26 protein-coding genes are annotated in these 23812 nt (G+C 62.0%); 3 read left to right on the forward strand and 23 right to left on the reverse strand.

Annotated features, from left to right (window positions below; translation table 11 throughout):
* Positions 1-148 precede the first annotated feature (148 nt).
* The 4 genes from MRY75_RS08800 to MRY75_RS08815 all read right to left on the reverse strand — a co-directional run bounded on the left by MRY75_RS08800 (position 149) and on the right by MRY75_RS08815 (position 4180).
* On the reverse strand, positions 149-1426 hold the full coding sequence (locus MRY75_RS08800; RefSeq protein WP_292307033.1) for a folylpolyglutamate synthase/dihydrofolate synthase family protein: 1278 nt from the start codon (positions 1424-1426) through the stop codon (positions 149-151).
* Positions 1423-2355 (reverse strand): acetyl-CoA carboxylase, carboxyltransferase subunit beta, encoded by a 933-nt coding sequence (gene accD, locus MRY75_RS08805; protein WP_292307035.1) that lies wholly within the window; start codon positions 2353-2355, stop codon positions 1423-1425. Before accD ends, MRY75_RS08800 begins: the two co-directional genes overlap by 4 nt.
* A 65-nt stretch (positions 2356-2420) precedes the next feature.
* Entirely contained in the window at positions 2421-3335 is a 915-nt protein-coding gene (locus tag MRY75_RS08810; RefSeq protein ID WP_292307037.1) for a DMT family transporter, read from the reverse strand.
* 68 nt (positions 3336-3403) lie between these two features.
* Positions 3404-4180 carry a sulfite exporter TauE/SafE family protein gene (locus tag MRY75_RS08815; RefSeq protein WP_292307039.1) on the reverse strand — a complete coding sequence of 259 codons (777 nt, stop codon included), beginning with the start codon at positions 4178-4180 and terminating at the stop codon, positions 3404-3406.
* Positions 4181-4281: 101 nt separating this feature from the next.
* Here MRY75_RS08815 and MRY75_RS08820 point away from each other — a divergent pair, with 101 nt between their 5' ends.
* The gene (locus MRY75_RS08820) at positions 4282-5472 is read left to right on the forward strand and encodes a hypothetical protein (protein ID WP_292307041.1); all 1191 of its coding nucleotides are present in this window, start codon (positions 4282-4284) and stop codon (positions 5470-5472) included.
* An 11-nt stretch (positions 5473-5483) separates the two neighbouring features.
* On the opposite strand, the gene MRY75_RS08825 is transcribed toward MRY75_RS08820, so the two are convergent.
* The 9 genes from MRY75_RS08825 to MRY75_RS08865 all read right to left on the reverse strand — a co-directional run bounded on the left by MRY75_RS08825 (position 5484) and on the right by MRY75_RS08865 (position 14730).
* Positions 5484-5861: a hypothetical protein gene (locus MRY75_RS08825; protein WP_292307043.1), complete on the reverse strand. Its 378-nt coding sequence runs from the start codon at positions 5859-5861 to the stop codon at positions 5484-5486.
* Between the two features lie 10 nt (positions 5862-5871).
* On the reverse strand, positions 5872-6645 hold the full coding sequence (locus tag MRY75_RS08830; protein WP_292307045.1) for a DUF6478 family protein: 774 nt from the start codon (positions 6643-6645) through the stop codon (positions 5872-5874).
* A 62-nt stretch (positions 6646-6707) separates the two neighbouring features.
* Positions 6708-7397, reverse strand: coding sequence for a dihydroxy-acid dehydratase (locus tag MRY75_RS08835; RefSeq protein WP_292307047.1), 690 nt, complete (start codon positions 7395-7397; stop codon positions 6708-6710).
* Positions 7394-9157, reverse strand: coding sequence for a dihydroxy-acid dehydratase (gene ilvD, locus MRY75_RS08840; RefSeq protein ID WP_292307048.1), 1764 nt, complete (start codon positions 9155-9157; stop codon positions 7394-7396). Before ilvD ends, MRY75_RS08835 begins: the two co-directional genes overlap by 4 nt.
* Before the next feature lie 157 nt (positions 9158-9314).
* Positions 9315-10637 (reverse strand): FAD-binding oxidoreductase, encoded by a 1323-nt coding sequence (locus tag MRY75_RS08845; RefSeq protein WP_292307049.1) that lies wholly within the window; start codon positions 10635-10637, stop codon positions 9315-9317.
* Complete coding sequence (locus MRY75_RS08850) at positions 10634-11452, reverse strand: ABC transporter permease (protein WP_292307051.1); 819 nt, start codon at positions 11450-11452, stop codon at positions 10634-10636. The genes MRY75_RS08845 and MRY75_RS08850 overlap by 4 nt, the downstream gene beginning before the upstream one ends.
* Before the next feature lie 106 nt (positions 11453-11558).
* On the reverse strand, positions 11559-12449 hold the full coding sequence (locus tag MRY75_RS08855; protein ID WP_292307052.1) for an ABC transporter permease subunit: 891 nt from the start codon (positions 12447-12449) through the stop codon (positions 11559-11561).
* A 3-nt stretch (positions 12450-12452) separates the two neighbouring features.
* Entirely contained in the window at positions 12453-13577 is a 1125-nt protein-coding gene (locus MRY75_RS08860; RefSeq protein ID WP_292307054.1) for an ABC transporter ATP-binding protein, read from the reverse strand.
* Between the two features lie 67 nt (positions 13578-13644).
* Positions 13645-14730: a polyamine ABC transporter substrate-binding protein gene (locus MRY75_RS08865; RefSeq protein WP_292307056.1), complete on the reverse strand. Its 1086-nt coding sequence runs from the start codon at positions 14728-14730 to the stop codon at positions 13645-13647.
* A gap of 179 nt (positions 14731-14909) precedes the next feature.
* Here MRY75_RS08865 and MRY75_RS08870 point away from each other — a divergent pair, with 179 nt between their 5' ends.
* The gene (locus MRY75_RS08870) at positions 14910-15581 is read left to right on the forward strand and encodes a GntR family transcriptional regulator (protein WP_292307058.1); all 672 of its coding nucleotides are present in this window, start codon (positions 14910-14912) and stop codon (positions 15579-15581) included.
* Positions 15582-15645: 64 nt separating this feature from the next.
* Positions 15646-17049 (forward strand): aspartate aminotransferase family protein, encoded by a 1404-nt coding sequence (locus MRY75_RS08875; RefSeq protein WP_292307060.1) that lies wholly within the window; start codon positions 15646-15648, stop codon positions 17047-17049.
* A gap of 45 nt (positions 17050-17094) precedes the next feature.
* Here the strand turns inward: MRY75_RS08875 and MRY75_RS08880 are convergent, their stop codons facing one another.
* The 10 genes from MRY75_RS08880 to lepB all read right to left on the reverse strand — a co-directional run bounded on the left by MRY75_RS08880 (position 17095) and on the right by lepB (position 23809).
* Positions 17095-17865 (reverse strand): FCD domain-containing protein, encoded by a 771-nt coding sequence (locus MRY75_RS08880; protein WP_292307062.1) that lies wholly within the window; start codon positions 17863-17865, stop codon positions 17095-17097.
* A gap of 58 nt (positions 17866-17923) precedes the next feature.
* Positions 17924-18370 (reverse strand): molybdenum cofactor biosynthesis protein MoaE, encoded by a 447-nt coding sequence (locus tag MRY75_RS08885; RefSeq protein ID WP_292307064.1) that lies wholly within the window; start codon positions 18368-18370, stop codon positions 17924-17926.
* On the reverse strand, positions 18370-18615 hold the full coding sequence (gene moaD / locus MRY75_RS08890) for a molybdopterin converting factor subunit 1 (protein WP_292307065.1): 246 nt from the start codon (positions 18613-18615) through the stop codon (positions 18370-18372). Before moaD ends, MRY75_RS08885 begins: the two co-directional genes overlap by 1 nt.
* Before the next feature lie 4 nt (positions 18616-18619).
* Positions 18620-19279, reverse strand: coding sequence for a CDP-diacylglycerol--glycerol-3-phosphate 3-phosphatidyltransferase (gene pgsA / locus MRY75_RS08895; RefSeq protein WP_292307066.1), 660 nt, complete (start codon positions 19277-19279; stop codon positions 18620-18622).
* A gap of 93 nt (positions 19280-19372) precedes the next feature.
* On the reverse strand, positions 19373-20110 hold the full coding sequence (gene recO, locus MRY75_RS08900; RefSeq protein ID WP_292307067.1) for a DNA repair protein RecO: 738 nt from the start codon (positions 20108-20110) through the stop codon (positions 19373-19375).
* Between the two features lie 9 nt (positions 20111-20119).
* Complete coding sequence (locus MRY75_RS08905; protein WP_292307069.1) at positions 20120-20458, reverse strand: DUF1491 family protein; 339 nt, start codon at positions 20456-20458, stop codon at positions 20120-20122.
* Entirely contained in the window at positions 20451-21359 is a 909-nt protein-coding gene (gene era / locus MRY75_RS08910) for a GTPase Era (RefSeq protein WP_292307071.1), read from the reverse strand. The genes MRY75_RS08905 and era overlap by 8 nt, the downstream gene beginning before the upstream one ends.
* A 28-nt stretch (positions 21360-21387) precedes the next feature.
* The gene (locus tag MRY75_RS08915) at positions 21388-22287 is read right to left on the reverse strand and encodes a DMT family transporter (RefSeq protein WP_292307073.1); all 900 of its coding nucleotides are present in this window, start codon (positions 22285-22287) and stop codon (positions 21388-21390) included.
* Positions 22284-22973 carry a ribonuclease III gene (gene rnc, locus MRY75_RS08920; RefSeq protein WP_292307076.1) on the reverse strand — a complete coding sequence of 230 codons (690 nt, stop codon included), beginning with the start codon at positions 22971-22973 and terminating at the stop codon, positions 22284-22286. Before rnc ends, MRY75_RS08915 begins: the two co-directional genes overlap by 4 nt.
* Complete coding sequence (lepB, locus tag MRY75_RS08925; protein WP_292307077.1) at positions 22973-23809, reverse strand: signal peptidase I; 837 nt, start codon at positions 23807-23809, stop codon at positions 22973-22975. The genes rnc and lepB overlap by 1 nt, the downstream gene beginning before the upstream one ends.
* Positions 23810-23812 lie beyond the last annotated feature (3 nt).

A 23812-nucleotide genomic window follows, 5' to 3' on the forward strand; every position in this document is an offset into this window, starting at 1 on the left:
ATAATCAAACAGTACCAGCCGCTGCCCTGTTCAACATGTGGCAGAGTGAATCGGCCTAACAAAAAGTCAGGTCAATTCAGGAGGACGGGTATATATAGGCGATTTAAGGCAATTTGGTCAATATAAAGTGACCTGACCGAAATTTAGGTCATCCGATCTGCCGCAAAACGTGACCGGCAAGATAGAGCGAGCCGCAAATCAGGACGCGGGCCTGTGGTTCGGACCGGGCGATCCGGCGCAGTGCATCTTCAACGCTATCTGCCTGATCCGCCATCAATCCGACGTCGCGGGCCGCAGTTTCGGTGTCTTGCGCGCTGAGCGTGTTGGTCTCGTCGGGGATGGAGATGGCGGTCAGGTTGTCGGCCACACCGGCCAGAGGGCGCAGGTAGCCGCGCACGTCCTTGGTGTTGAGCATGCCGCAGATCAGGTAGGTCGGGCGCTTGGGCAGGCCGCGCAGATGCAGGGCGAGGGCTTCGCCCGCCGCCGGGTTGTGGCCGCCGTCAAGCCAGAGGTCGGTCTGCGGGGCAAGGTCGTTCAGAAATGTGCCCTTGAGGTGCTGCATGCGGGCGGGCCAGTAGGCGTTCTGCACCGCGCCGTCAAAGGCCGCTTCGGGCATGTTCAGATGGCGCAGCGCGGCAAGGGCAGCGCCTGCGTTCTGGATCTGGTGCTGGCCGGGCAGGTTGGGCAAGTCGAGATCGAGAAGCCCGGTTTCGTCCTGATAGACGAGCCGCCCGCGTTCCTCAGAGACGTGCCAGTGCTGGCCATAGGCGAGCAGCGGTGCTCCAAGGCGCGCGGCTTGGGCTTCGATAACCTCTAGCGCGTCCTCGTGCTGTGGACCGACGACACAGGGCACGCCGCGTTTGATGATCCCGGCCTTTTCACCCGCGATCTTGGCGATCGTGTCGCCGAGAAAGCCTTCGTGGTCCATCGACACCGGGGTGATGATTGTCAGCGTGGGCTGGTCGATCACGTTGGTGGCGTCGAGCCGTCCGCCAAGCCCTACTTCGAGCAGCGTGAAATCGGCAGGGGTGCGGGCAAAGGCCAGCAGGGCGGCGCAGGTGGTGATCTCGAAATAGGTGATGTTGGCGCCGTCATTGGCGCGGTAACATTCGTCCAGAACCTCGGTCAGGTGCGCCTCGGTGATCAGCTCACCGGCTAGGCGGATGCGTTCGTGAAACCGCGCGAGATGCGGCGAGGTATAGGCGTGGACGGTTTTGCCAGCGGCTTCAAGCCCGGCGCGGATCATCGCCTGGGTCGATCCCTTGCCGTTGGTTCCGGCGATGTGGATCACCGGGGGCAGCTTGCGTTCCGGATTGTCGAGCGCGTTGAGCAGCGTCCAGACGCGGTCGAGGGTGAGGTCGATCACCTTGGGATGCAGGGACATCATCCGATCCAGGATGAGGTCCGACCCGATTTTGTTGTTCATGATGTCTGATCAGCAGGGGCCGGTTGGATCGGCGTTGTGTCGGCTGGTCCGGGGGCGGGCAGATCGCCTGCGACGGGGGGTGGCATGTGCATGAGCATGCGGATGATCTGCACCAGTTCCTCGCGCATCTTGCGGCGGTCAGTGACGCGATCAAGCATGCCGTGTTCGAGCAGGTATTCCGCACGCTGGAAGCCTTCGGGCAGCTTTTCGCGGATCGTCTGTTCGATCACGCGCGGGCCGGCAAAACAGATCAGTGCGCCGGGTTCGGCGATCTGGATGTCGCCCAGCATCGCGTAGGACGCGGTCACGCCGCCTGTCGTCGGGTGCGTTAGGACGACGATGTAGGGCAGGTTCGCCTCTTTCAGCATCTGCACCGCGACAGTGGTGCGCGGCATCTGCATCAGGCTCAGGATGCCTTCCTGCATGCGCGCGCCGCCGGCAGCCGAGAACAGCACCAGCGGGCGGCGGAGTTCGACGGCTTTTTCGGCAGCGGCGATGATCGCGTTGCCGACATACATGCCCATGGAGCCTGCCATGAAGCTGAAATCCTGCGCGGCGGCGACAATGGGTGTCCGGCCGATTTCGCCGGTCGCGACGAGCATGGCCTCTTTTTCGCCGGTGGCTTTCTGCGCGGCGCGCATCCGGTCGGGGTATTTCTTCTGGTCGCGGAACTGCAGCGGGTCGGGTAGCGGTTCGGGCACCTCGACCTCGGTGAAGATGCCGCCATCGAAGAGCCCCTGGAAGCGTTCGCGCGGGGTGATGTTCATGTGGTGGCCGCAATTGGTGCAGACATTCAGATTGTCCGACATCTCGCGGTGGAACAGCATGGTGCCGCAATCGTCACATTTCACCCAGAGGTTCTCGGGGATCTCGCGACGCGAGAAGATCGAGTTGATCCGGGGTCGGACGTAGTTGGTGATCCAGTTCATGCAGGCGGCTCCCGTCACCCTGACTTTGCTCGACGTGATCTAAGACCCCTGCGGCGGAAATGCAATCAACCGTGCGGGGTGAGATTGGATCGTGCCGGGCCGCGTTTGACGCCCAGTTGGCGTTCTCGCCAGATGATCAGGACGCCTGCACCGATGATGACAACCGATCCGATCAGCGTGTGGATCGTCGGGATTTCGTCGAAGATCGTGTAGCCGATCACAAGGGCAAACAGGATCGACGCATAGTCGAACGGCGCGAGGAACGCCGCTTCGGCATGGCGGTAGGACGAGGTCAGAAGGATCTGTGCCACGCCACCGATGACCCCTGCGCCAATGAGCTGGCTTGCGGTGATGGCGTCGGGCATGACCCAGCCGAACGGTATCGTGAAGAGCGACAGGCAGGAGGCGGTCACGGCGAAATAGAAGACAACCGACGAGGTGGTTTCAACCTGGACCAGTTTGCGGATGTGGACATGGGCCAGGGCGCGCAGCGTGGCCGAGGCCAGAACCAAAGCCACACCCCAGCGCGCGGCGGTGCCCATCTCTTCGTTGCCAAGCTGAGGCAGCATGACGATCACCACGCCGACAAGGCCGATGACAACGGCGGACATGCGCACCAGACGGATTTTTTCACCCAGCAAAAAGGCGGCAAAGATCACGGTCAGGATGGGGGCGGCATAACCGAGGACGGTGACTTCGGGCAGCGGCAGCAGACCGAGCGCCGCAAATCCGCAGGCCATCGCGCTGACCCCGAAAAGGCCGCGCCAGAAATGGCCAGATGGATTGCGGGTGCGCAACCCGGTGGCCAGTTCGCCGCGAAGGACAAGCCAGAGCAGGATGACCGGGATTGCAAAAAAGGACCGGAAGAACACCGCTTCGCCCGGCGGCACCACATCGGAGCTTGCTTTGATCAGAGCCGCCATGATGACGAATAGCAAGACAGCGCTGAGCTTCAGCGCCATGCCGCGTAGCGGGGACATAAGTTCTCCGGGTTCGGGTTATAGCGCTAACCTGCCCCCGCGATGCCGGAAGGTCAATGCGCTGCGGTTCAAGCCAGAAGGACTTCGTAGAGCAGTTTGACCGACACGACGGCCAGTGCGATTTCGATCAGCATGTAGAAGATGCGCTCCGGCAATGCGCGCGAGATGCGGGATCCGGTCCATGCACCGGCGAGGGCGAAGGGGACGAGCCAAATCGCTTGTGTGGCGCTGTCCCAGGTGATCTGGCCGGCAAGGATGAAGGGCGGCACCTTGAGCAGGTTCACCACCGTGAAAAAGATCGTCGTGGTCCCGAGATAGACCATCTTGTCGAGCTTCTGTGGCAGAACGTAGGCCTGATAGGGCGGCCCGCCCGCATGAGAGATGTAGCTGGTCAAACCTGCGACGGTGCCCCAGAACAACCCGCGCGGCACATCCGCCGGGCGGGGAGAAACCGGGTTGCCTGAAAACCGGCGTCGCAGCGAGGTGATCAGGTAATAGATGCCGATCCCGGCCACCAGCAGCTTGCCTGCATCTCCGGGCACATAGGACACCGCAGCAAATCCGATCAGAATGCCGACGATCGCGCCGGGCAGGAGAGTCCTGAGGTTCCGGAGCGAGAAGGCCCGGCGGAACAGGTAGACCGCGTACATGTCGGCCACGATGTAGATCGGAAGAAGCAGACCGGCGGCCAAGGCCGGGTTCATGAAGAGCGACATCAGCGGGACGGCAAGGATCGCGATCATGGGCACACCGCCCTTGGACAGCCCCATCAGAAAGGCTGCCAGCCCTGCCACGATCCAGAATTCCAAGACACGCCTCGTCGGTTGGTCGGTGTCTGGTCTCATGGAATGGAGGTCTTGCCAAGGGTCGTTGCGCGGCATGACGCGCGCTTGATTGTCCGTCGGGCAACCCGATAGGAGTAGGCGCATCAAGAGCGGGCTGGATCATGCTGAATATCGGCATTGTGGGGGTTGTGATCGCGACAGCGGCGCTGCTGCTGTGGCCACGGGTGTCGCGGGCTCCGCTCTGGCGGGCGACGATCACGCCTCTGGCGTCGATCATCGGCAGTGGCTTTCTCGTTCTTGGTCCCATTCTCGAGGTCAATTTCGGTCTCTATGCACCCGGTGTCATGCTGGCCCTGACCACTATGGCCTATGCGTTCGGCGCTGCAATCCGCTACAATATCCGTCAGATTGCACAGCGGCCGTCGCGGCCAAATCCCGTGGCTCGGATCGAAGAACTGGCTTCGCTCGTTCTGGCCTTCGCCTACGTGATTTCTGTGGCGTATTACCTCAATCTCTTTGGGGCGTTCGGCTTGAGCCTGACGACGCTGGACAATCCCGCAGATGCCCGGCTGCTGACCACGGCTGTCTTTGCGCTGATCCTGTTCGTCGGTTGGACGCGGGGATTTTCGGCCTTGGAGCGGCTGGAGCAGTTGTCGGTCGGCGTGAAGCTGACGATCATCGCGGGCTTGGTGTTCGGTCTTGGTGTGCACTTTGCCGACACAGCGCGGTCCGGCGGGCTTCTGGTCAATCCCGCGCAGGTGACGGGATGGCCCGCAATCACGCTGGTTTTCGGTTTGATCGTCACGGTGCAAGGGTTCGAGACCTCGCGCTATCTGGGTGAGACCTATGATGCCGATACGCGGATCCGGTCGATGAAGCTTGCTCAGATCGTGTCGACGGTGATCTACGTCGTCTACATAGTGCTCCTGGCATATGCATTTGTGCCGGGCACGATGACCCTCGATGAAACCTCAATCATCGACATGATGCAGATCGTCGCGCCGATCCTGCCCGTCCTTCTGGTGGCCGCGGCGCTGAGCGCGCAGTTCAGTGCAGCAGTTGCCGATACAAGCGGTTCTGGCGGTTTGATCGCCGAGATCAGCCGCAACCGTGTGTCCCCGCGTTGGGCCTACACGATCCTCGTGATCGTTGGTGTGATCCTGACTTGGAGTTTCAACATCTTCGAGATCATCAGCTATGCCTCGCGCGCCTTCGCGGCCTATTACGCGTTGCAGGCGGCGATTGCGGCCGTCACGGCGCGGTCAGACGGGCGGCACCTGACCGCTGCGGGCTTTGCCGCTTTGGCCTGTGTGGGGATCGCAATCCTGATTTTTGGACAACCCGTCGAATAGATCGTCCGCGCTCAGGCGGTCTCGCGGCAATGCCTGCGGAACGACCTCTTGAGCATGTCGAGTTCTGCCCGAAGCAGGGACAATTCGGCGCGGATGTCTTCGCCGGCCGCATCGCCCGCGATGATCGAAAAGCTGCCCAGCGATTGCCCAAGCGTGGCTTCCGAAATCATGAAGGTGTGGACGCCATCCGCCAACAGGTTTGCCGGGACCGGCACCTTGAGAAGCCACGATCCCGGATCGGGCAGCGGATCAAGCGATACATCGGCAATGGGTTTGTCATGCACGCGGACATCGACCTTGGGGGCCGGGCTGTCATCGGCATCGCCGGCGATCACGCCTTCCCAGACACCTTCGAAGAAACGGGCTTTCGACATGGAATACGCGGTCACGGTCGGGTCCTCACATCTCGGCTCGGGGGCGACGGCTGAAGAACAGGTCTCGCAGGATCACCTGGCTCATCTCGGGGTTTTCGAAGATCAGGTCGATCCAGATCTTCTCCACGCGTTTTTCGTTCAGCTTGGTATAGGCCAGATCGAATTCCACCGCGAGTTCGCGGTCGTTCACGGGCAGCTCGCGCACGATCTGTTCGGTATTGGGGCCATGCTGGATGTTCAGACGGGCGAAGATTTCCAGCGGGCGTTCCAGTTCGACAATCACGTCACAGCGTACCAGATGCCTGCGCTTGAGATCGACGGTCGCCTCGGGCGGGAGGTCAATCACCAGCGACAGGTATGAGCCGTCAAAGCGGAACACGTCGAGCCGCAGCCCGTAGGCGGCGAGATCATCGGCGCTGGTGTTGCGCAACTGGCGCAGGGTGAGTTCGGACTGGCTGCAGTCATGAAAGAGCGTCACTTCGCGCCCGAGCATGGACTTGTTCTCGACCGAGGAGATGCCCTGCACCGGCAAGGGGCCACACCAGATTTCCGGCCGCCACGACCAGTCCGCGTCATAGGGGATCGGCACCGCCTGATTGCCCAGAACCGGCAGGGCTAGGCGGTTGTCGGCAACATGCAGCAGTTCGTCGAGATAGTATTTGAGGCGCCGGGCAGCCGCCCGGTTCTGGCGCAGATCCCGCAGGTTCATGTCGCGCGCGGTTTCCGCCCAGCGGCGGAACCGCCGAAGTGCAGATTGCAGGATCACGCGATCAAGCAGACCGGGTTTCATTTCCGTCATGAGCTGCTCGCCCCTGATGATGTCTTTCGTCCGTCACTGTGCCGTTCCGGTTGCGACGCATATTACAGATCCCGTCTTGCAAATAAACGGCCAAGTCGCTCTGCCAGCGGATCGCGGGAAGACTGCGGCTGATCTGCACGCGCGGCGGTGTCTGTCCGAGCCTTAGCGCGAATGGTTGAAGAAACGGTGTTCACGAACGCGGCGCCCTGTGCGCCGACAAGCGGGCTGTCCTTGGGTGCATAAAGCGTTACGCCGATCAGATGAGGTCCGATGACGAATGCGCCGCGCCAGTGCCGGGGGTCGCTGCCGTCGAAAGCCGCTTCGCCGCCGGTTGCCATCAGGCCGACCGCCAGCGCGCTGAGTTCGCGGTCCTGCAACAGCGTCGTGCCAAGCACCTCGGCCAGATCCGACGGGCCTGGCACCTCGTCGGGAGCGGGACTGACGGTCACGGTGATCAACGCGGGTTCGACGATCGGACCCGTTTGTCCGCCGGACATGATGTGACAGCTGGCCAGCGCGGCAAAGCCGCCGCTTGGCGTCCGTCGCAGCGTTGCCGGGTCGATGCAGTAGCCGTCAGGCCCGGAAACGGTGATGGCCCCGCGCGCCAGTTCTGCGGACGTGACCAAGGGGGCTTCGGAGGCGGCATCCCCCTGCAACAGGGACATGCTCCCGAATGCGCCGGTCGGGCCGCATCCGGTCAGGTATGCCGCGCCCAGAAGCGCGGCATAAAAGGTGGTGCGTGTGCCGATCAAAGATCGGAATACACGTGTTTTTCGCCTTCGGCGCCCGGATGGGTGACGGCACCCTTGTAGGTCGGACCGACGAGTTTGGCGAATTTCCAGACGGCACCGGAGGTGTAAATGGTCTCGCGCGGGCCTGCCCATTCGGCTTTGCGCTTGGCCAGTTCCTCGTCCGACAGATCGACGGTCAGCGCACCGTTCACGGCGTCGATGGTGATCATGTCGCCGTTCTTGAGCAAGGCGATCGGGCCGCCCTGAGCCGCTTCGGGGCCAACATGTCCGACGCAGAACCCACGGGTCGCACCGGAGAAGCGACCGTCGGTGATAAGAGCCACCTTCTTGCCCATGCCCTGACCGGACAGAGCCGCTGTTGTCGACAGCATTTCGCGCATGCCGGGGCCGCCTGCGGGGCCTTCGTTGCGGATGACGATGACTTCGCCTTCCTTGTATTCCCGCGCCTTGACGGCGGCGAACGCCTCTTCCTCGCATTCGAAGACGCGCGCCGGGCCGGTGAAGACCTGATCTTCGGCCTTGATGCCTGCGACTTTCACAATGGCGCCTTCGGGGGCGAGATTGCCCTTGAGGCCGACCACGCCGCCGGTCTTGGTGATCGGGTTCGAGATCGGGTAGATCACCTTGCCATCCGCTTCGCGTTCGATGCGGTCCAGCTCTTCGCCGATGGTGCGGGTGGAGGCGGTGATGCAGTCTTCGTGGATCAGACCCGCCTTGCGCAGTTCCTTCATGACAACGGGGATACCGCCTGCGTCGTAGAGGTCCTTCGCAACGTAAGCCCCACCCGGCTTGAGGTCGACGAAATAGGGCGTGTCCTTGAAGATCTCGCAGACATCGTCGAGGTAGAATTCAATTCCAGCCTCATGCGCGATTGCCGGCAGGTGCAGACCGGCATTGGTGGAGCCGCCGGTGCAGGCCACGACGCGCGCGGCGTTTTCGAGCGCCTTGCGGGTGACCACGTCACGGGCGCGGATGTTCTGTTCGAGCAGGTCCATAACGGCGCGGCCCGACGCCTCGCCATACGCGTCGCGGGACTCGTAGGGTGCGGGCATGCCGGACGAATTGAAGAGCGCAAGACCGATGGCTTCGGACACGCAGGCCATGGTGTTGGCGGTGAACTGGCCGCCGCAGGCGCCCGCCGACGGGCAGGCCACGCGTTCCAGCATGTCGAGTGCCTTGTCGGAAAGCTCGTTGTTCTGGTGACGGCCCACCGCTTCGAACATGTCCTGAACGGTCAGGTCGCGGGTGCGGAAATCCTCGGGGATCTCGTCGACCTGCGGGGCTTTGCCCGGCAGGATGGAGCCGCCATAGATGAAGACGGACGGCACATTGAGGCGAACCATGGCCATCATCATGCCCGGCAGGGATTTGTCGCAGCCCGCAAGACCGACCACCGCGTCATAGCAATGGCCGCGCATGGTCAGTTCGACGGTATCGGCGATGGCTTCGCGCGAAGCGAGCGAAGAGCGCATGCCCTCGTGGCCCATGGCGATGCCGTCGGTCACGGTGATGGTGGTGAATTCGCGCGGGGTGCCGAAGGCTTGCTTGACGCCCATCTTCACGGCTTGCGCCTGACGGTTCAGCGCGATGTTGCAGGGTGCGGCTTCGTTCCAGCAGGTGGCAACGCCGACGAGAGGCTGATGGATTTCTTCCTCGGTCATGCCCATCGCATAGTAATAGGAGCGATGTGGTGCGCGCTCGGGGCCTTCGGTGACGTGACGGCTGGGCAGTTTCGACTTGTCGAATGGACGCTTGAGCATGACGCTCCTCCCTGAATTCGTTGCTTGCTCCGGAATAGCGAACCGGGCAGGGCGGCACAAGGGATTGGGCGGGGGCAAGCCATTTCGAAATGGCTTGCGGAAAGCGCCTTGAGCGCGGTTTCGAAACTGCGTGTCCGCCGCCTTTCGAAGGACGGGTCTAGCGGTCGAACAGGGTTGCCGCTGCGTAGGCCGGGGCGAGGATGAGGCGCCGCAGAGATCCGAGCGGAAATCGCGCCGGGGGCTTGGACAGGAACGCGGGGATGGGGCCATTTGGAGTATGTCCCAGCATCGTTTCGGCCAGTCGCGCACCAAGGTAACTTCCCATGGCCACGCCATTTCCGTGATACCCCATCGCGGTATAGAGGCCGGGCTGGTCCGGGACGGGGCCTGCGAAGGGTGTCAGAGAGCGCATGAGGCAGACCAGCCCGGACCATTCATGGGTGATCTCGACGTCCCGCCATTCGGGGAAGAGCGTGTGGAAATCCGACCGGATCTTGCGCGACAGGGTGGCCGCGGCCCTTGGCGTCGCGCGCAACCCGCCTCGCATGCCGAAGAGGAAACGCCCGTCGGGCATCAGGCGGAAATAATGCAGCAGGATGCGGCTGTCATAGCACATCTGAAGGCTCGTCCAGCCCTGACGGGCTTGCTCGCTGTCGGTGATCGGTCGGGTGACGATGATCGAGGATTGCACCGGCAGGTAGCGGGCGCGGAGCCAATCGGGCACGTCTTCGGCGGAATAGCCGTTGGTGGCGAGGAGCACCTTGTCGGCAGTGATGGTTCCGCCGGGGGTGGTGATGCGCCACGACGCCCCGCAGCGGGTGATCGCCTGAGCCGGGGTCTGGCCATAGAGGCGCACGCCTTTTGATCGCGCGACGCGGGCCAGACCGGCATGATACTTGGCTGGGTTCAGGGCAAAGCCGATCGGCAGGGTGATGCCGCCATGAAACGCGCCACCAAGGCCGCGCTGGCGGAGGTGTTCTTTTGGGATGATCTCGGGTGTCACGCCGTAGGTTGCGGCGGTTTGATCGGCACCGTTCTCGATGTCGCGCATGGCCCTGGGCGTATGGGCAAGCAGCGTTTCACCGTCGGAATGGCGGTCCACGTCGATTTGATGCTCCGACAGCAGCGCGTCGACATGATCGACCGCTGCGCGTTCGGCCCTGTGCCATGCGTCGCGCTGGTCGCTACCGAAGCGCTGCGCGAGCAGCGTGCTGCCGAGTTTCGAGCCACCCAGACAGCAGAACCCGCCGTTGCGCCCGGATGCGCCCCAACCGGGCTGTTCCGCGTCGATGACGGTTGTTTCCACCCCCGCCTTTGCAAGCACGAGCGCCGCGTTCAGGCCGGTGAAGCCCCCGCCGATGATGGCGACTTCGCACCTGTGGTCGCCCTCAAGCCGCGGCTGGTCTTCGGGTGGCGCGGTGTCGCGCCACCAGCAGGACTGCGGTGTTCTGTAGGCCGCGTCCTCGTAGATGCGCCTCATGCAGTCCGTTCGGCCATGCGCTCATCGCGGGCCTGCCGTACCGCCGCCTGTTTGGTGATCAGCGAGGCCGTGATCACGCCGATTGTCACGATGGCGATCATGATCGTCGAGAGCGCGTTGATCTCCGGACTGACGCCCAGGCGCACGGCCGAGAAGATCTTGATCGGCAGGGTGGTGGCCGACGGGCCAGTGGTGAAGCTGGCGATCACGAGGTCGTCCAGCGATAGGGTGAAGGCCAGAAGCCAGCCCGAGATGACGGCGGGCGCGATGATCGGCAGCGTCACAAGGCGGAACGCCTCGAACGGAGAGCAGCCGAGGTCGAGGGCCGCTTCCTCGAGCGACCTGTCAAAGGTGACAAGGCGCGACGACACGACAACCGACACGTAGCACATCGAGAATGTGGTATGCGCCAGAACGATGGTCAGAACGCCCCGGTCCAGCCCGATGCCGATGAAGAGCAGCAGGAGCGACAGGCCGGTGATCACTTCGGGCATCACGAGTGGTGCGTAGATCATCCCGGAAAAGAGCGTCCGGCCTCCAAAGCGTCCACCGCGGACCAATACATAGGCAGCCATCGTTCCCAAGACCGTGGCGATTGTGGAACTCATCACCGCGACCTTGATCGTGACCCAGGCTGCGTTGAGGAATTCCTCGTTTCGGACCAGTTCCCCGTACCACTGCGTCGAGAACCCGGCCCAGACCGTGACCAGCTTGGAAGCGTTGAAGCTGTAGATCACGAGGATGATCATCGGGATGTAGAGAAACGCAAAGCCCAGCGTGAGCGCGGTTGCGTTGAACCAGGAAAACCGTCTCATGCCGCGTGCCTTTCGGTTTCGTCCGCCTGCGCGGCCAACCGGCTGGGGGTTTCACCCCCAGACCCCCAGACTTTATTTGGCAAGATGAAGGGAGCAGGCAAGCGCATCATCCTTCGGCCTCGCGCTGTTTCTGTTCGTTGCGCTGGAAGAGGATGATCGGGATCACGAGAATAAGCAGCAGGATCACCGCCACGGCCGAGGCGACGGGCCAGTCGCGGTTGGAGAAGAACTCTTCCCACAACACCTTGCCGATCATCAGCGTGCCCGATCCGCCCAGAAGCGACGGGATCACGAATTCCCCGATGGTGGGGATGAAGACAAGGAAACAGCCGGCAATGATGCCGTTCTTCGACAGCGGGATCGTGACCAGCCAGAAGGCACTGAGGCGCGAGCAGCCGAGGTCTTCGGCGGCTTCGAGCAGGCTGTCATCCATGCGTTCCAGCGCCGAATAGATCGGGAGGATCATGAAGGGCAGGTAGGTGTAGACGATGCCGATATAGACGGCTGTGTTGGTGTTGAGGATCGTCAATGGTTCGTTGATCACACCGAGCCAGAGCAGGAACTGGTTGAGCAGACCCTCGTTCGAAAGGATTCCCATCCACGCGTAGACGCGGATCAGGAAGCTGGTCCAGAAGGGCAGGATCACCAGCATGAGCAGGGTCGGGCGCCATTCCGGGGCTGCGCGGGCCATCGCGTAGGCGATTGGATAGCCGACAATCAGCGTCATCACTGTCGAGGTGAGCGCGATCTGGAGCGAGCTGAGATAGGCTTTCCAGTAGAGATCGTCGGTGGTCAGGAACCAGAAATTTTCGAAATCCAGTTCGGCAAAGAAGCTGGTGAGGCCTTCCCACCCCTGCGACAGGTCAAGCTGGGGGAAATAGGGGGGGCGGGCCAGCGCGACGTCCGAGAGCGAGATTTTCAGGACGATCACGAAGGGGATCAGGAAAAGCGCGATCAGCCAGAGATAGGGCACCGCGATGAGGACGAAGCGGCGCATCCCTCAGTGCTCCAGCAGGACACCAGCGGTGTCGGTGAAGCTGATCCAGACCGGGTCTTCCCACGTGATCTGACGCCGCGACAGGCGGCGGGTGTTGGCGGTCTGCGCCTTGATGACATGGCCCGTGGGCAATGCGACGTGATAGGTCGAGATGTTGCCGAGATAGGCGATGTCGAGCACCTTGCCCTGCAGCTTGTTGGCTGCGTCCTGTGGTTCTTCTGTGCTGATGGCGACCTTTTCGGGGCGGATGGCGAAATGGATTTCCTGCCCGGCGTCGAATTTTGTGGCGGTCGTGCCGATGATGTCGGGCTGACCTTCGGCCCATTGGGTGACGACCTTGTCGCCACTGGGTTTGGCGCGGCCCGAGATGATGTTCACGTCACCGATAAAGTCGGCCACGTAGACCGAATTCGGCGCTTCGTAGATCTGGGCCGGGGTGGCGACCTGGATGATGCGGCCTTCATCCATGACGGCGACGCGGGAGGCCACGGTCATGGCCTCTTCCTGGTCGTGGGTCACGATCACGAAGGTGGTGCCGGTCTTTTCCTGAATGTCCATCAGCTCGAACTGGGTGTCCTGGCGAAGCTTCTTGTCGAGCGCGCCGAGCGGTTCATCGAGCAGGAGCAGTTTCGGAGCCTTGGCCAGAGAGCGGGCGAGTGCCACGCGCTGCCGCTGGCCGCCGGAAATCTGGTGGGGTTTGCGTTTGGCGAATTTGCTCAGACGGGTGAGACGCAGCATTTCTTCGACGCGCGCCGCAATCGCGTCCTTGTCCTTGCCTTCGCGCTTGAGGCCGAAGGCGATGTTGTCCCACACAGAAAGGTGCGGGAACAGCGCGTAGGACTGGAACATCATGTTCACCGCCCGTTTGTTCGGCGGGATCTTGGCCATGTCCTGGCCTGCGATGAAAATCTTGCCTTCGGTCGGCGTTTCGAACCCGGCGAGCATGCGCATCATCGTCGTCTTGCCGCAGCCGGATGGACCGAGAAGGGCAAAGAATTCCCGTGTGTAGATGTCCTGTGTCAGATCGTCGATGGCGGTGAAATCGCCAAACCGTTTGGTGACATTTTTGAACTGGATCAGCGGTTTTTCGTTGGGGTCGTCCCACGGAGCGAAAACGGTTTGCGACACTTCTGGCACCTCCGGGTCAAGACAACACCCGGCGGGAATGTCCCGCCGGGCAAGAGCACGTATCGGATCAGGTGCCGGATTTGACCTTTGTCCACATCCGCGTCAGCGAACGCTGCTCGGCCGGGGGGAAGGGGGTCACGGTGTAGAGCTTTTCAAGCGTCACCTCGTCCGGGTAGATCGCGGTGTCGCCGATCACGTCCTCGACGAGGAACTCCTTGGAGGCCGCGTTGCCGTTGGCATAGTACACGTAGTTCGACGCCGCCGCCATGTTCTGAGCGTCCATGATGAAGTTCAGGAACGTGTGTGCGCCATCCGGGTTTGGTGCATCGACCGGGATCGCCATCTGGTCGAACCACATCAAAGCACCTTCGACAGGGGCGTTGTAGGCCACTTCGACGCCATTGTCGGCCTCGGCGGCACGGTCACGGGCCTGAAGGATGTCGCCGGACCAGCCGAACGCGACGCAGATGTCACCATTGGCCAGCGCGTTGATGTATTCCGAGCTGTGGAACTTCTGGACATAGGGACGCACGGCCATGAGAACTTCCTCGGCTTTTGCAAGCGCCTCGTCATCCTTGCGGTCCGGATCCATACCGGCATAGGCGAGCGCGGCCGGGATCATCTCGGTCGGGGCGTCGAGGAAATGCACGCCGCATTCCGACAGCTTTTCCATGTTCTCGGGATTGAAGACGAGGTCGAGCGACGCGATTGGCGCGTCTGCGCCAAGCAATTCGGTCACCTTGCCGGTGTTCACGCCAATGCCCGTTGTGCCCCACATGTAGTTGATCGAGTATGCGTTGCCGGGGTCGTACTGCGCGGTCCGTGCTTCGATCACGTCCCACATGTTGCCCTTGTTCGGCAGCTTGGACATGTCGAGCTTCTGAAACGCGCCGGCTTCGATCTGGCGCTGAAGGAAGGTGCCGGTCGGAACCACGACATCATAGCCCGAACCGCCAGCCAACATCTTGGTTTCGAGCAGTTCGTTGCTGTCGAATACGTCATAGATCAGGTCGATGCCCGTTTCTTCTTCGAACTTGGCGAGCAGGCTTTCGTCGATGTAGTCAGACCAGTTGTAGACGCGCACTTCCTCTGCATGGGCGAGTGAGGCCAGAAGTGCTGCACCTGCGGTCATCGTCAGCAGATGGATTTTCATGAGGTACTCCCGTTGATCCCAGAACACTTGCGGTCCTGTGGATGTGAATTTGATCAAATCTTGCCCGGTCTGGCAATAGCTGTGATGTTTTCACTTCCCTCTGGAACGTGCAAGATGACTTGTCAGAGGCAGGATGTCGGGCATTCTGCCCAAAGACGCAGCAGTTCGTGAGGAATGACATGGCTGGACAGACAATGCGCACGCCCCCGGCAGAGCCGATCCGTTTGCCGGCCCATGAACTTGTGTATCGCCAGTTGCGCGATCAGGTCCTGTTCGGAGAGTTCGAGCCGGGCCAGCCCGTGACCATCCAGGGGCTTACCGAGGCGCTGGGTGTCGGCATGACCCCCGTGCGCGAGGCACTGCGGCGGCTGACAGCCGAAGGTGCTCTGGAATTCCTCGGCAACCGGCGAATCGCTGTTCCGGTGCTCGACGCGCAGGCCATCGAGGAGTTGAGCATTGCCCGCAAGGCCTTGGAGCCGGAGCTCGCCCGCCGTGCCGCGCATCGAGCGACCGTGCAGGACGTGGTCCGGCTGACCGAGATCGACCAACGTCTGGATGCCGCGATCCGGCGGGGGGATGTGCGCCGCTACCTTGTCGAGAACCACAGTTTCCACGCAGATCTGAATGCGCTCGCGCAGGCTCCGATCCTGACCGAGATGGTGGATCGGCTGTGGCTGCGCTTTGGTCCGTCGCTGCGGGTTGTCTGTGGGCAATTCGGGACCCGGAATCTGCCGGATCGTCACAAGGATGTGTTGGCTGCCCTAGCGTCACATGACGGGGCGGCGGCGGCGGACGCGATGATGGGCGACGTGGCGCAGGGCATGGAACAAATCCGCCAGGGACTGTCCTGATTCGATTGACTCGAAATAATTTGATCATATTTTGACGGCAATCGCACAAGAAGGATTTGCCGCCATGGTTTCGATCACCAATCACATGCCTACGTCCGAGTTGCAGGCGCTCGATGCCGCGCATCACATGCATCCCTTCACGCATGGGACGGGGCTCGCCGCAAAGGGCGCGCGGGTGATCACGCGGGCCGACGGCGTCTGGCTGACCGATAGTGACGGCCACCGCATCCTCGACGCAATGGCGGGGCTTTGGTGCGTGAACATTGGCTATGGCCGCAAGGAACTGGCCAATGTCGCAGCGCGTCAGATGGAAGAGCTGCCGTTCTACAACACCTTCTTCCAGACCACCCATGTGCCGGCCATTGCCCTGTCGCAGAAACTGGCCGAACTGGCACCCGAAGGGTTCAATCAGGTGTTTTTTGCCGGGTCCGGGTCCGAGGCGAATGATACCAATCTGCGTCTGGTGCGCACCTATTGGGCCGAAAAGGGCCAGCCCGAGCGGAACATCGTCATCTCGCGCTGGAATGCCTATCACGGCTCATCGGTCGGGTCGGGCAGCCTTGGTGGCATGAAGGGCATGCACATGCAGGGTGGCCTGCCGATCCCGAACATCCACCATATCGACCAGCCGAACTGGTGGGCCGAAGGCGGCGACATGACACCCGAGGAATTCGGGCTGGAGCGCGCGCGCCAGCTTGAGGCGGCCATCGAAGAACTGGGGCCGGACCGGGTTGCCGCCTTTATCGCTGAACCGGTGCAGGGCGCCGGTGGCGTGATTGTCCCGCCCGAGACCTACTGGCCCGAAATCCAGCGCATCGTCGACAAGTACGGCATCCTCCTGATCGCGGACGAGGTGATCTGCGGCTTTGGGCGCACAGGCAACTGGTTCGGCAGCCAGACCATGAACATCCGCCCGCATATCATGACCATCGCCAAGGGCCTCAGCTCGGGCTATCAGCCCATCGGCGGGTCGCTGATCTGCGACGAGGTGGCCGAGGTCATCAACAATGTCGAGTTCAACCACGGCTACACCTATTCCGGACATCCGGTGGCCTGTGCCGTGGCGCTCGAGAACCTGCGCATCCTCGATGAAGAAGGCATCATCACCCGAGTGCGGGAGCAGACGGCGCCTTACCTCAAGCAGAAGTTCGAAAGCCTGACCGAGCATCCTCTGGTGGGGGAGGCCAAGATTGTCGGCATGATGGGGTCGATCGCCCTCACACCGGACAAGGCCTCCCGCGCCGCGTTCGAGGCGGAGGCGGGCACAGTCGGTTTCATCTGTCGCGAGCGGTGTTTTGCAAACAACCTCGTCATGCGGCATGTCGGTGACCGGATGATCATCTCTCCGCCGCTGGTGATTTCGCGCGACGAGATCGACACGCTGATCGAACGCGCATGGCAGTCACTGGACGAATGTCATGCACGGTTGAAGGACGAAGGGTTGATGAAGGCGCGCGTGTCGAGCTAAGCGCGCAAAAACCTCAGAAGGTTTTTCGAAATGCGTCGTCGCATTTCAGCCCTTGGCCAGCGTGTGTTCGTATCTCTGACGTGCCACCGCCTCATGCGCTTCTGCCTTGCGATTGTCCGCGAGGCAGGTTTCCACATAGGTCAGGTGATCGACGACAGCCTTGCGCGCGGCCTCCGGTTCGCGTGCCTGCAACGCTTCGTTGATTGCCCGGTGCTGATCAAGAAGCGTGGCGCGCGTGGTGCGTTGGCGGAACATGATCTGGCGGTTGTAGAACACGCCTTCGCGCAGCAGCTGATACATTGACCGCATCATGTGCAGCATGATGACGTTGTGGCTGGCTTCGATGATCGAGAGATGGAATTCGGCGTCGAGCGCAGCCTCGTCCGCGGGGTTGCGCTTCTGATGCGCGGCCTCCATCCGGTCGAACACGGTCTGGATCACCTTGAGATCCGTGTCCGACGCCATCCGCGCCGCGCGTTCCGCTGCCAACCCTTCCATGTCGCGGCGGAAGGACAGGTAGTCAAAGACAGCCTCGTCATGGCTGGCGAAAAGCTGGATCAAGGCTTCGGAAAAGGCTGAACCCAATACATCAGCCACGTAGACCCCGGCCCCGGCGCGACTGGTCAGAAGCCCACGTTCAGACAGGTCCGCGATGGATTCTCGAAGTGATGGGCGCGAGACATTCAACCGTTCTGACAGTTCCCGTTCCGAGGGCAAGCGCTCTCCGGGGCGCAGGATGCCCTGAAGGATCAGCTTTTCGATCTGCCGTGTAACCGAGGTCGACAGCTTTTCAGGGGTGACGGGTTGGAAGGGCATGTTGCTCGCGATCGGGTTTATTGGTCAAATGATATGACCGATTTCCCGTGTGGGCAAGTTACCAGCGCGTGAGCGCATCCTCGTCTTCGTCCTTCGCGGCAACCCAGCTGGTTTCTCCGGTTGCAGCGTGTTCCTTTTTCCAGAATGGCGCGCGCGACTTGAGGTAGTCCATCAGGTATTCCGCCGCCTCGAACGCGTCCTTGCGATGCGGGGCGGCGGTGGCGACCATCATGATCTTCTCGCCCGGCTCCATCCGGCCATAGCGGTGGATCACCAGCACGTCGCCCAGGGACCAACGTGTCACCGCCTCGGCCGCGATGGCCTCGAGTGCTTTCTGCGTCATGCCCGGATAATGTTCGATCTCCATGGCATCCAGGCCGCCCTTGCCAAAGTCGCGCACGACGCCGGTGAAGGTGACGATGGCCCCCATGTCGTGACGGCCGCTGGCAAAAGCCTCGGCTTCTGCGCCGAAATCGAAAGGCGCGTCCTGAACGACGATCCGCATCAGCCGCCCGTCATCGGCGGGAAGAACGCAACTTCCCGCGCGCCTTTGATTGACGCGTCAAAATCGGTGAGTTCCTGATCAACGGCCACCCGCAGCGCGCTCAGGTCCGAGAAAGCAAGATCATAGCGGTCTTCCCGTGCGCGCAGTTCGGCCACGAGATCGGCCACGGTCTCGGCGTCAGTGGTGACGGTTTCCTTGGGGATGCCGATCCGTTCGCGGACCCAGGCAAAGTAGAGCACATTCATCCGATCAATCCTTCAAGAAGGGCACGGCCTTGCGGAAATAGTCCCAGCCTGTGACCAGCGTCAGAAAGGCCGCGACCCACAGCAGCACAATGCCCGCGTTGCCGGCCCAGACCATGCCGGCATGTTTCCACCACAGCCCATGCAGGTCTTCGATTTCGCCCATCATCACGCCCTGAAAGATCTCCGGGCTCATGCCCATGGCGGACATGCCAAGGTAGTGTTCGAACACACCTTGGGCAAACAGGATGGCGATTGCGATCATCTGCAGCGTGGTTTTCCACTTGGCCAGCGGCGTGACCTTGAGCGTACCGGCCGTGTCGCCCAGAAACTCGCGCAGGCCGGAGACAAAGACCTCGCGAAACAGGATGAAGGTCGCGGGAAGGACCAGCCAGGGCGACATCGAGGAATACCCCACGATGACCATCAGCGCGATCACCACCATCGCCTTGTCCGCAATCGGATCAAGCATCGCGCCCAGCTTGCTTTCCTGTTTCCAGGCGCGGGCAAGATAGCCGTCGAACCAGTCGGTGATGGCGGCGGTCACGAACAGGACCAAAGCGAACCAGTCGGCCGCGGGGCGCGAGAAATAAAGGAACATGAGAGCCACCCCCGGCGCCGCCAAGAGGCGCAGGACCGTCAGGATATTTGGCACCGTCATCTTCATGCCCCTTACCTATCGTGCCCCGTTGAGACTGAAAAGACGCGGTTTGGTGGTTTTCCAAACTTCGCCTGTCGCGGGCTGCGTCGGGTCGGGCGGCTATTCGGTGGTGGATGCGGTGCGGCGCAACAGGTCCAGATAGCGCGCCCGTGCCTCGGGCAGCGGCTTGCCCACCTGTCCTGCCGCCATTTTGTGTTCGAGGAAGTAACCTGTCAGCCCCAAAGCCTCAGCGATGTCGGCATTGTCCGTCGCGCCATCCTCGCGCAGGGCGTCGGGCAGGGGCAAAAGCCGGTCGGCCCAGACGCCTGCACCTTGGGCGGAAACGGCGCGGCCGGATTTTGGGGACACGTAGATCAGCCCCTCGGTGGCCCCCGTCACGGCGCAACAGCTCAGGTCTAAACCATAGCCCAGATCGTCCAGCAGCGCGGTTTCCCACCGCAGGTAAGCCAAGGGCCAGAGGTCGGTTTGATCCAGAAGATCGAGCAGGTTCTGCGTGTGGGTGTAGAGACCGGGATGCGGTTCACGTTCGGGCAGGACAAACGCCAGAATCGCCAGCGTTGCGTTCATCCCGGCCAGCGTGGCTCGGTTCTGCATAGCGATTGCCGCACGCGAGCGTTGGAGTTCGACGGTAAAACTGCCGAGATGGTCCTCAAGCCGGGCGCGCCAGACAAGATCAAGCTGCGCGCCGGGTTGGAGGATGGGCGCGATCTTGCGCGAGGCCCCACCGCGCACGACACCCGAATGGCGCCCGCGTTCCGGGGTGAACACGTCGATGATCATCGCGCTTTCGCCATGTCGTCGCGCGCTGAGAAGAATGCCTGTGTCGCGCCAATCCATGAGCTGAAACTAGCCCGACAGCCCGTCTTCATCCAGAAGATGCCGCCCGGCGCGGTCTTCGACCTCGATCACCCAGAGATCGCTGTCAAAGCTGCGCTGCTTGGCGATGCTGGCGTCGACTTCCGCCTCGGGCCCGTCGGCCAGCACCTGCCACGTCCGCGCGCCTGTCATCAGGTCGTATTGGCGCACAAAGGCCTTCGCTTGTCCGTCAAGCGTGTTGAGCTTGACCAGAACAGCGCCTGCCGTGTCGTCACCATGCGCGGTGACGAAGGCGGGGATGTCGGCCAGCGCAAGGCGGCGCAGATAGGCATGCGTCCAGAGGCCACTTGCCAGCCGGGCTTCAGGCATTGCCGTCCTTGAAATCGAGACCCATCTCGGAATAGCGTTCGGCTTCGTCGAGCCATTTCTCACGGACCTTCACCTGCATGAAAAGGTGAATGCGGCGACCAAGGAATTCTTCGAGTTCTTCGCGGGCGGCCTTGCTGATGGCCTTGATGGTTTCGCCCTTGTTGCCAAGAACGATACCTTTGTGCCCGTCGCGGACCACGTAGATCACCTGGTCGATCCGCGCCGATCCATCCTTGCGCTCTTCCCAATGTTCTGTCTCGACGGTGAGCTGGTAGGGCAATTCCTGATGCAGGCGAAGCGTCAGCTTTTCGCGCGTCATCTCGGCTGCGATCATGCGCAGGGGCAGGTCGGCGATCTGGTCTTCGGGATAGAGCCACGGGCTTTCCGGAAGCGTCGCCGCCAGCCATTTGCGCAGGTCTTTGACGCCATGTCCGCGTTCCGCCGAGATCATGAAGGTTTCGGTAAAGGCGAACTTCTCGTTCATGTCCTGCGACAGCTTCAGCAGATGCTGGGCTTCGACGCGGTCGATCTTGTTGATGGCTAGTGCCACGGGCCGCTTGCCCACCACTTCGGCAAGGTTTTCGAGGATCGCCTCGACCCCTTCGGTAATCCCACGATGCGCTTCGATCAGCAGCACGACGATATCGGCGTCCGACGCACCACTCCACGCGGCGGCGACCATGGCGCGGTCGAGACGACGGCGCGGTTTGAAGAGGCCGGGGGTGTCCACCAGAACGATCTGCGCATCGCCTTCGATGGCAACGCCGCGGATGCGCGCGCGGGTGGTCTGGACCTTGTGGGTCACGATCGACACTTTTGCGCCGACCATCTGATTGGTCAGCGTGGATTTGCCCGCATTGGGCTCTCCGATCAAAGCGACGAAACCGGCGCGCGTGGTCATAGGTGCATCCATCCTTAGAAGTCCGGCGTCATACGCCAGATCGCGGGGCAGAGCCAGCCCTGTCTTTGCGCCCGCTGCGCACCAAGGTGTAGACGCCGCTGCCGACAATCAAGGTGGCCCCCACCAGCGTGAGCGCGTCGGGACGTTCCCCGAAGATCAGATAGGCAAAGACCAGAGCGATCAAGAGACGGGAGTAGCGGAACGGGGCCACGACAGAGACTTCGCCGGTGCGCATGGCTTTGGTCAGGGCGCTGTAGCCGATCAGCCCGGCGAACCCGGTGCCCATGAGCATCGTCAGCGCAGGCAGGCTTGGGGCAGAGAGCGGCGCGCTTTCGAACAGAGTTATGACGACCCCTGCGATGAAGACCATCAAGAACCCCAGGACACCAAGCTGAGTTGCTGACACTTCCGGTGGGCTGGCGCGGGTCATGAGGTCACGACCGGCAAAGCCGATCATGCCCAGAACGGCAAAAATGACGGTTGCATCAAACCCTGATGGGGTGGGGCGCAGGATCAGCAGAACCCCGAAAAAGCCGACAGCCATCGCAATCCAGCGGCGGAGTCCGACTTTTTCCTTGAGAACAATCACCGCGCCAAGGGTGACCACCAGCGGGGCGGCTTGCAGGATGGCGGATGTTGTGGAGAGCGGTACGAAGGCAAGGCTGAGGGCAAAGAACAGACGACCAAGGATCTCGAAGGCCGAGCGGATCAGCAGCGGACCTTCGATATAGGCGTGGCTGTAGAGCGGTTCGCGGCGCCACAGCGCGTAGAGGAGAAAGAAGCCCGTTCCGAAAAGTCCGAAGAGCATTGTTCCGACGCCCGGAGAGACATCGCCCGTACCCGTTGCTGCCTTGAAGAACGCGTCCTCGATGGCAAAACCGAGCATGGCCAGAACCATGAAGAGGCTGCCTCGAAGATTGTCGCTCAAGACGGGCTCTTTTCGACCGCAGCCAGCAGCGTCTTGGCTGCCGCCTGCTCCGCCTGCCGTTTGGAGCCGGCCTTCGCGCTGGCGGTCTGACCGTCTTCCAGGCGCACTTCGATCACGAAGACCGGGGCGTGATCCGGGCCTTCGCGGGACAGTTCGACATAGCTGGGCGGTGGCATCGCGCGGGCCTGCGCCCATTCCTGCAAGGCGGTCTTGGCATCGCGTGCATCGTCTTTGACGGATCCGATCCTGTTGCCCCAGAGGCGCAGGACCATTGCCTTGGCCGCATCGAACCCGGCATCAAGATAGACGGCCGCGATCACCGCCTCCATCGCATCGCCCAAGAGCGCCTGCTTACGCCGGCCACCCGACATCATCTCGGACCGACCGAGTTTGAGCGAGTCTCCAAGGTCGATCTGGCGGGCGACGTCGGCGCAGGTTTCCTTGCGCACCAGCGCGTTGAAGCGGGGGGCGAGCTGCCCTTCGGAGGCGGCCTTGTCTTCGGCCAGCAAAGCCTCGGCCATCACCAGACCAAGCACCCGGTCGCCAAGGAATTCGAGCCTCTGGTTGTCTTCGCGGTTCACACCGGCTCGCGACGAATGGGTTACAGCGCGCACCAGCAATTCGGGACGTTCAAACCGATGCCCCAATCGTGTCGACAGCGTCTGAAGATCCGCCGAAAGTTTCACTACTCGATCTTCTCGAAAAAGCGGTCGCCGCGCCATGTCCAGAAGAACAGCATGGACGATCCGGCGGACGAGAACATCACGCGGTTGGCTTTCCCGATCAGGTTCTCGAACGGCACGAAGCCAACGCCACCGGCAACGCTGGGCACGCGGCTGTCCGAGGAATTGTCACGGTTGTCGCCCATCATGAAGTAATGGCCTTCGGGCACGGTGTAGACCGGGGTGTTGTCCGAGCCTTGTGTGCCGATGTTCAGGATCCCATGTGTCCGACCGTTCGGCAGGGTTTCCGCAAATTTTTCCTTGATGCAAGTGCCACCCGTGCCGACCGGTCCGTTCGCGCAGCGCGGGCGCAGGCCTTGCGGACCCTGTGGCGCAGCGGTTTCTTCGAAATCCGGAAGCTGGGCCAGTTCAACCGCGGTGCCGTTGATGTGCAGCACGCCACGGATCATCTGAATCTTGTCGCCCGGAAGACCGATCACTCGCTTGATGAAGTCGCGCCCGGTAACGGGGTGGCGGAACACCGCGACATCGCCGCGTTCGGGTTCGGAGCCGAACAGGCGGCTGTTGTCTCCATCGGCCCAACCGCACAAGTCCTTGGCGTCGATGTCGATCCCGAAATTCGGCATGTAGAGCGATGGGCAAGACGCATAGGAATAGCCGTAGGACATCTTGTTGACGAAGAGGAAATCCCCGATCAGCAACGTATCCTTCATGGAGCCGGAGGGGATCCAGAAGGGCTGAAAGAACAAGGTCCGGAAGACCCCTGCGATCAAGAGAGCGTAAACGATGGTTTTGACCGTTTCGACGATGCCGCCGCTTTTCTTGGGTTCAGACGCCATGTT

The organism is Marivita sp. (assembly GCF_022763305.1).
Lineage (GTDB): Bacteria > Pseudomonadota > Alphaproteobacteria > Rhodobacterales > Rhodobacteraceae > Marivita.